Annotated in this window: 6 protein-coding genes; 4 read left to right on the top strand and 2 right to left on the bottom strand. The window is 65.5% G+C overall.

The genetic code is table 11. From position 1 onward, the window contains the following. A partial coding sequence (locus PVZ72_RS08095; protein WP_273861650.1) for a pyridoxal-phosphate dependent enzyme occupies positions 1–254 on the bottom strand: 254 nt, incomplete at its 3' end. 123 nt (positions 255–377) lie between these two features. Between PVZ72_RS08095 and rpiA the strand changes: the two genes are divergently transcribed. After that, positions 378–1,052 (top strand): ribose-5-phosphate isomerase RpiA, encoded by a 675-nt coding sequence (gene rpiA, locus PVZ72_RS08090; RefSeq protein WP_187981062.1) that lies wholly within the window; start codon positions 378–380, stop codon positions 1,050–1,052. Positions 1,053–1,266: 214 nt separating this feature from the next. Here the strand turns inward: rpiA and serA are convergent, their stop codons facing one another. After that, positions 1,267–2,496 carry a phosphoglycerate dehydrogenase gene (gene serA, locus PVZ72_RS08085; protein ID WP_017639986.1) on the bottom strand — a complete coding sequence of 410 codons (1,230 nt, stop codon included), beginning with the start codon at positions 2,494–2,496 and terminating at the stop codon, positions 1,267–1,269. A 238-nt stretch (positions 2,497–2,734) separates the two neighbouring features. Here serA and PVZ72_RS08080 point away from each other — a divergent pair, with 238 nt between their 5' ends. From PVZ72_RS08080 to PVZ72_RS08070, 3 genes are all read left to right on the top strand, one after another. Beyond that, positions 2,735–3,400 (top strand): fumarylacetoacetate hydrolase family protein, encoded by a 666-nt coding sequence (locus PVZ72_RS08080; RefSeq protein WP_273861649.1) that lies wholly within the window; start codon positions 2,735–2,737, stop codon positions 3,398–3,400. A gap of 138 nt (positions 3,401–3,538) precedes the next feature. After that, complete coding sequence (locus PVZ72_RS08075) at positions 3,539–4,444, top strand: SdiA-regulated domain-containing protein (RefSeq protein ID WP_273861648.1); 906 nt, start codon at positions 3,539–3,541, stop codon at positions 4,442–4,444. 70 nt (positions 4,445–4,514) lie between these two features. Beyond that, the gene (locus tag PVZ72_RS08070) at positions 4,515–5,438 is read left to right on the top strand and encodes an SdiA-regulated domain-containing protein (protein WP_187981058.1); all 924 of its coding nucleotides are present in this window, start codon (positions 4,515–4,517) and stop codon (positions 5,436–5,438) included. The last annotated feature ends 483 nt before the right edge of the window (positions 5,439–5,921 follow it).

Below are 5,921 nucleotides of genomic sequence, written 5' to 3'. Positions count from 1 at the left end.
AGGGACAGGCCCTGGGCGTGGTTGCCGGCGCTGGCGGTGATCACCCCGCGGGCCTTCTCGCTGGCCGAGAGGCTGGCCAGCTTGGTGTAGGCGCCGCGGATCTTGAAGGAAAACACCGGCTGCAGGTCTTCGCGCTTGAGCAGCACCTGGCAGCCCAGCCGCTCGGACAGCGCCCGCGCCGGCTGCAGGGGCGTTTCGATCGCCACGTCGTAGACGGGGGCGAGCAGGGTCTTCTTCACGTACTGTTCGAGCATCGGCGGGACGATCCGGTAGGTGCGGCGGGGGCGAAAAGTCTACTACGGGCACCCCCGGGTGGGTTAGCCAGGCGTCCGAGCGGCTATAATCGGCGACCCTCCACCCGTTTCGCGGATACCCCCATGAATCAGGACCAGCTCAAGCAGGCCGTCGCCCAGGCCGCGGTCGACCTCATCCTTCCCCAACTCTCCCGCGACAGCGTGATCGGCGTGGGCACCGGCTCGACCGCCAACTTCTTCATCGACCTGCTGGCCAAGCACAAGCTGGAATTCGACGGCGCCGTGGCCAGCTCCCAGGCCACCGCCGACCGGCTGAAGAGCCATGGCATCACCGTCTATGACCTCAACGGTGTCAACCACCTGGAATTCTACGTGGACGGTGCCGACGAAGCCGACGGCCACCTCAACCTGATCAAGGGCGGCGGCGCGGCCCTGACCCGCGAGAAGATCGTCGCCGCCGTGGCGCGCACCTTCATCTGCATCGCCGACGCCAGCAAGCGCGTCGAGGTGCTCGGCGAATTCCCGCTGCCGGTCGAGGTCATCCCCATGGCCCGCAGCTATGTGGCCCGCGAACTGGTCAAGCTGGGCGGCGACCCGGAATACCGCGACGGCGTGGTGACCGACAACGGCAACGTCATCCTCGACGTGCACAATATGCACATCGTCGATCCAGTGGGCCTGGAAGCCAAGATCAACAACATCGTCGGCGTGGTCGCCAACGGCCTCTTCGCCGCCCGCCCGGCGGACGTGCTGCTGCTGGGCACCGCCCAGGGCGTGGAGCGCCTGGAGCGCAGCTAAGCCACCCGTAGCGTGGAAAACCGCGCCAGCGTTTTCCACAGGTGAACTCAAGCACGGCCAGTGGATAAGGCTGCGCCGTTATCCACGCTACGCGGCGTTGGGCTCCCGTAGGTTGGGTTGAGCGAAGCGAAGCCCAACGATCCCATGCTCTCAGCCCACAAAAAAGCCCCGGTCAGGCGAACCCGACCGGGGCTTTTTCATGGTGCATTAAAGCTTAGAACAGCACGCGGCAACGAATGGTGCCCTTGATGTTCTGCAGCTTTTCCTGAGCCAGGTCGGAGTAGTCGGCGTCGACGTCGATCACCACGTAGCCGACCTTCTCGTCGGTCTGCAGGTACTGACCGGAGATGTTGATGCCGCTCTCGGAGAAGACGCGGTTGATCTCCGACAGCACGCCCGGCACGTTCTGGTGGATGTGCAGCAGGCGGTGCTTGCCCGGGTGCGACGGCAGGGCCACTTCGGGGAAGTTGACCGAGGACACCGAGGTGCCGTTGTCGCTGTACTTGACCAGCTTCTCGGCCACTTCCAGGCCGATGTTGGCCTGGGCCTCGGCGGTGGAGCCACCGATGTGCGGGGTCAGGATGACGTTGTCCAGGCCGCGCAGCGGCGAGACGAACTCGTCGTTGTTGGAGCGCGGCTCCACCGGGAAGACGTCGATGGCGGCGCCGATCAGGTGCTCGTCCTTGATGGCGGCGGCCAGGGCGTCGAGGTCGACCACGGTGCCACGGGCGGCGTTGATCAGGATGCCGCCCTTCTTGATGGCGCGGATCTCGCGCTCGCCCATCATCAGCTGGGTGGCGGGGGTTTCCGGCACGTGCAGGGTGACGATGTCGCTCATGCCGAGCAGTTCGGTCAGGGAGCCGACCTGCTGGGCGTTGCCCAGGGGCAGCTTGGTAATGACGTCATAGAAGAACACCTGCATGCCCAGGCCTTCGGCCAGCACCGACAGCTGGGTGCCGATGGAGCCGTAGCCGATGATGCCCAGCTTCTTGCCACGGATCTCGAAGGAATTGGCCGCGCTCTTGATCCAGCCGCCACGGTGGCAGGAGGCGTTCTTGGCCGGGATGCCGCGCAGCAGCAGGATGGCCTCGGCCAGCACCAGCTCGGCGACCGAACGGGTGTTGGAATAGGGCGCGTTGAACACGGCGATGCCGCGCTCGCGGGCAGCCTGCAGGTCGACCTGGTTGGTGCCGATGCAGAAGCAGCCGACGGCGACCAGCTTCTTGGCGCAGTCGAACACCTCTTCGGTGAGCTGGGTGCGCGAGCGGATGCCGATGAAGTGGGCGTCGGCGATCTTTTCCTTGAGCTGGGCATCCGGCAGGGAGCTGGTGACGTACTCGATGTTGCTGTAACCCGCGGACTTCAGGATATCCACGGCGGACTGGTGGACGCCTTCCAGGAGAAGGAAGCGGATCTTGCTCTTGTCGAGGGAAGTCTTGCTCATCTGCGTTGAATCCAGAGTGTCCAGGGAGAAGGATGCCGGCGCGGCGCAGGCCAGTTCAGCCAGCGGCAAAGGGGGCGCCATCTTAGCATGAGCCGCCGCATGCAGGTCTGGTTGCGACCTGAAGCTTTCTCAGGGCGACCATGAGCGCCTTGCGACCAGGACCGCGCCGCGGCCCGCGCTTTTGGTTAAGATCGTGAGGTCAAGATCGCCCGCAGACGCCACTCACCAGGAGCACCAGATGGCCTACCAGCACCAGTACCTCGATGGCACCAAGATCCACTTCCCCCTGGGCAAGGTCGTCTGCATCGGCCGCAACTACGCCGAGCACGCCAAGGAGCTGAACAATCCGGTTCCCACCGAACCCCTGCTGTTCATCAAGCCGGCCAGTTGCGTGGTGCCGGTAGCCGAGGGCTTCGCCATCCCCACCGATCAGGGTTCGGTGCACTACGAGGCCGAGATCGCCGTGCTGATCGGCAAGCCGCTGTCGAAGAAGCCGTCGACCGAAGAGGTGCGCGACGCCATCTCCGGCTTCGCCCCTTCCCTGGACCTGACCCTCAGAGAGGTGCAGAGCCGGCTCAAGGAAAAGGGCTATCCCTGGGAGATCGCCAAGAGTTTCGACGGCGCCTGCGTGCTCGCGCCCTTCGTGCCGGGCGATGCCTTCGAGGACCTGGCCGACATCCCGGTGCGCCTGACCATCAATGGCGAGGTGCGCCAGGACGGCAACAGCCGCGACATGCTCAATCCCATCCTGCCGCTGATCCAGGCCATCGCCGGGCATTTCTCCCTGCAACCGGGCGACGTCATCCTCACCGGCACGCCGGTGGGTGTCGGACCTCTCAACGTGGGCGATGACTTGGTACTGGAGCTGCCGGACCTTAGCCGCTTCGAAACGCGCGTGCTATAACCCCGCCACCCACCGTCGCCCGGCCGGTGCCGGGCGACGGTGTGCCGGCGCGGCCACGACGCTCCAGGCTTTGCCTGAAAAGTGCCTACGCTCGGCGACTTTGCAGACAAGCCATAACAAGAAGCCGTACGAGCCCGCATGTCCAGACTCCCTCGCCTCATCCTGTCGCGCCTCCTTCCCGCCTTCGTCCTGCTGGTGCTGATCATCCTCACCTTCGTCTGGCACTGGAACGACCGGGCGCTGCTCTGGTGGCAGGAATACCGCACGCCGCCGGAAGTCCGCGCCCAGGCGGTCTGGCTGCCGGACTACCAGGCGGTGATCCAGGGCAAGCAACTGCCGGGGCTGGCCGAGGCCGAGACCTCCGATCTCACCTACGATCCCCGTACCCGCACCCTCTTCGCCGTTACCGGCAGCACCCCCTACCTGGTGCAGCTGAGCCTGACCGGCGACATCCTCAGACGCATCCCGATCCGCAACGTCTCCAACCTGGAAGGCGTGACCGCCCTGGAAGACGGGCGCCTGGCCATCGTCGACGAACGCCAGCGGCGGCTGTCGCTGTTCCAGCTGAAGGACGACACCCGGGAGCTGGATGCCAACACCTTCGAGCACCACGACCTGGGCTTTCCCGACGCCGGCAACAAGGGCTTCGAAGGCATCGCCTGGGACCGGCGGCACCAGCGCCTGATCCTCAGCAAGGAGCGCGACCCGGCCGCCCTCTTCACCCTGGCCAGCGACGGCCGCGGCGTTACCGGCAGCCTGCAACCCTTTCCACTGAAGCAGCTGGTGATCGACTACTCCGCGGTGGCGGTCGATCCGCGCACCGGACATCTGCTGGCGCTGTCCGACCAGTCCCACACCCTGGTGGAGCTGACCGCCGAGGGACAACCGGTCAGCTTCATCAGCCTGAGACGTGGCCTGCACGGCCTGGACGCGACCATGGAGCAACCGGAAGGCGTGGCCCTCGACGAAGCCGGCAATCTCTACCTGATTGGTGAACCCAATCTCTTCCACGTGTTTCACAAGGTGTCCAAAGCGGCGCAATGAGCGCCTATTCAGCTTGAATTCAGGGTGGCGCCCTTAGGCTGCGCGGCATTACCGCCTCAGGACCCTGTCGATGTTTCCGCTGCTTTCCCCTCGCACCCTGGGCGCCTTGCTGGGCGGCGCCCTGCTGCTGGCCCTGACCCTGGTGGCCCAGCAACACCGGCTGTTCGAGCGGCTCCTGTTCAACGTCCAGAGCCAGCTTCAGGCCGAGAGCCGCCAGGCCCGTTCGCTGTGGCTGCCGAGCTACCGGGTCACCGTCGAAGCCCGCCCCATCGGCGAGGGCATCACCGATGTCTCGGCACTGAGCTTCGATCCGGATCGCCGCACCCTGGTCAGCGTCACCAACAAGCCGGCGCGCTTTCTCGAACTGGACCTGGACGGCCGGCTGCTGCGCCAGGTGGAGCTCAGGGGCTTCAGCGATCCGGAAGCCATCGAGTACATCAAGCCGGGTGTCTACATGATCAGCGAAGAGCGCCGCCAGCGCCTGGTGCGGGTACGGATCGGCGCCGACACCCGGGTGGTGGACGTCGACGACCGCCAGGTCAGCCACCCCTTCAGCCTCAGCGATGTGCAAAGCGACAACCGCGGCAACGAAGGCCTGGCCTATGACGCGGCCCGCGAGCGCTTCTTCGTCGCCAAGGAAAGCGATCCGGTACGCATCTACGAGATCGACGGCCTGGGCAGCGAAGCCTTCGAAGGCCTGCAGGCGCTGTCGCTGCGCACGGATCCACAGCGTGATCGCCGCCTTTTCGTGCGCGATCTCTCCAGCCTGCAATTCGACCCCGGCACCGGCCACCTGCTGGCGCTCTCGGATCAGTCGCGCCTGGTGCTGGAACTGGACGACGACGGCAAGCCGATCAGTTCGCTGTCACTGCTGCGCGGCCAGCACGGCCTGAGCCGCAGCGTGCCCCAGGCGGAAGGCGTGGCCATGGACGACCAGAGCCGGCTGTACGTGGTCAGCGAGCCCAATCTGTTCTATCGGTTCGAGAAGCCGTGAGGTAGATGCTCATCGCGGCCATGCCGGTGCGCCGTAGCGACCGCTCCTACATACCGGGAAACACCTGTAGGAGCGGCCCATGGCCGCGATCAGTTCCTAGCCTTCCCTCCCCCACAGGAAGAGGGAGTGGTTCCGCGCTAGCGGATAGCCTGGCGACAATGAATCGCGAATTCGCCTTTGGCGCTGCACACGAACGTTCGCTCGGACAGCCCCCTCTCCCTCCGGGAGAGGGTTGGGGTAAGGGCACGCCTGGCAACAAATCTTCAGGTGGAAAAGGCTGCGCCGTTTTCCACGCTACGCAGCCGGTATTAGGTTGAGCGCGGCGAAGCCCAATAGACCGGCGCGGCTTTTCCCTCACCCCACCCCCTCTCCCAAGGGGAGAGGGGGTGGCTCTGCGCTAACGGATAGCCTGGCGACAATGAATCGCGAATCTGCCTTTGGCGCTGCACACGAACGTTCGCTCGGACAGCCCCCTCTCCCTCC

Source organism: Pseudomonas sp. LA5, assembly GCF_028640825.1.
Lineage (GTDB): Bacteria > Pseudomonadota > Gammaproteobacteria > Pseudomonadales > Pseudomonadaceae > Chryseomonas > Chryseomonas aestiva.
The sequence above is the reverse complement of the archived record's forward strand: the minus strand, read 5'-3'. Positions and strand labels throughout refer to the sequence as shown.

Bases quoted from the DNA above. Each gene is read 5' to 3' on its own strand.
- rpiA (WP_187981062.1), top strand. From the start codon at position 378: ATGAATCAGGACCAGCTCAAGCAGGCCGTCGCCCAGGCCGCGGTCGAC.
- serA (WP_017639986.1), bottom strand. From the start codon at position 2,496: ATGAGCAAGACTTCCCTCGACAAGAGCAAGATCCGCTTCCTTCTCCTG.
- PVZ72_RS08075 (WP_273861648.1), top strand. From the start codon at position 3,539: ATGTCCAGACTCCCTCGCCTCATCCTGTCGCGCCTCCTTCCCGCCTTC.
- PVZ72_RS08070 (WP_187981058.1), top strand. From the start codon at position 4,515: ATGTTTCCGCTGCTTTCCCCTCGCACCCTGGGCGCCTTGCTGGGCGGC.
- PVZ72_RS08080 (WP_273861649.1), top strand. From the start codon at position 2,735: ATGGCCTACCAGCACCAGTACCTCGATGGCACCAAGATCCACTTCCCC.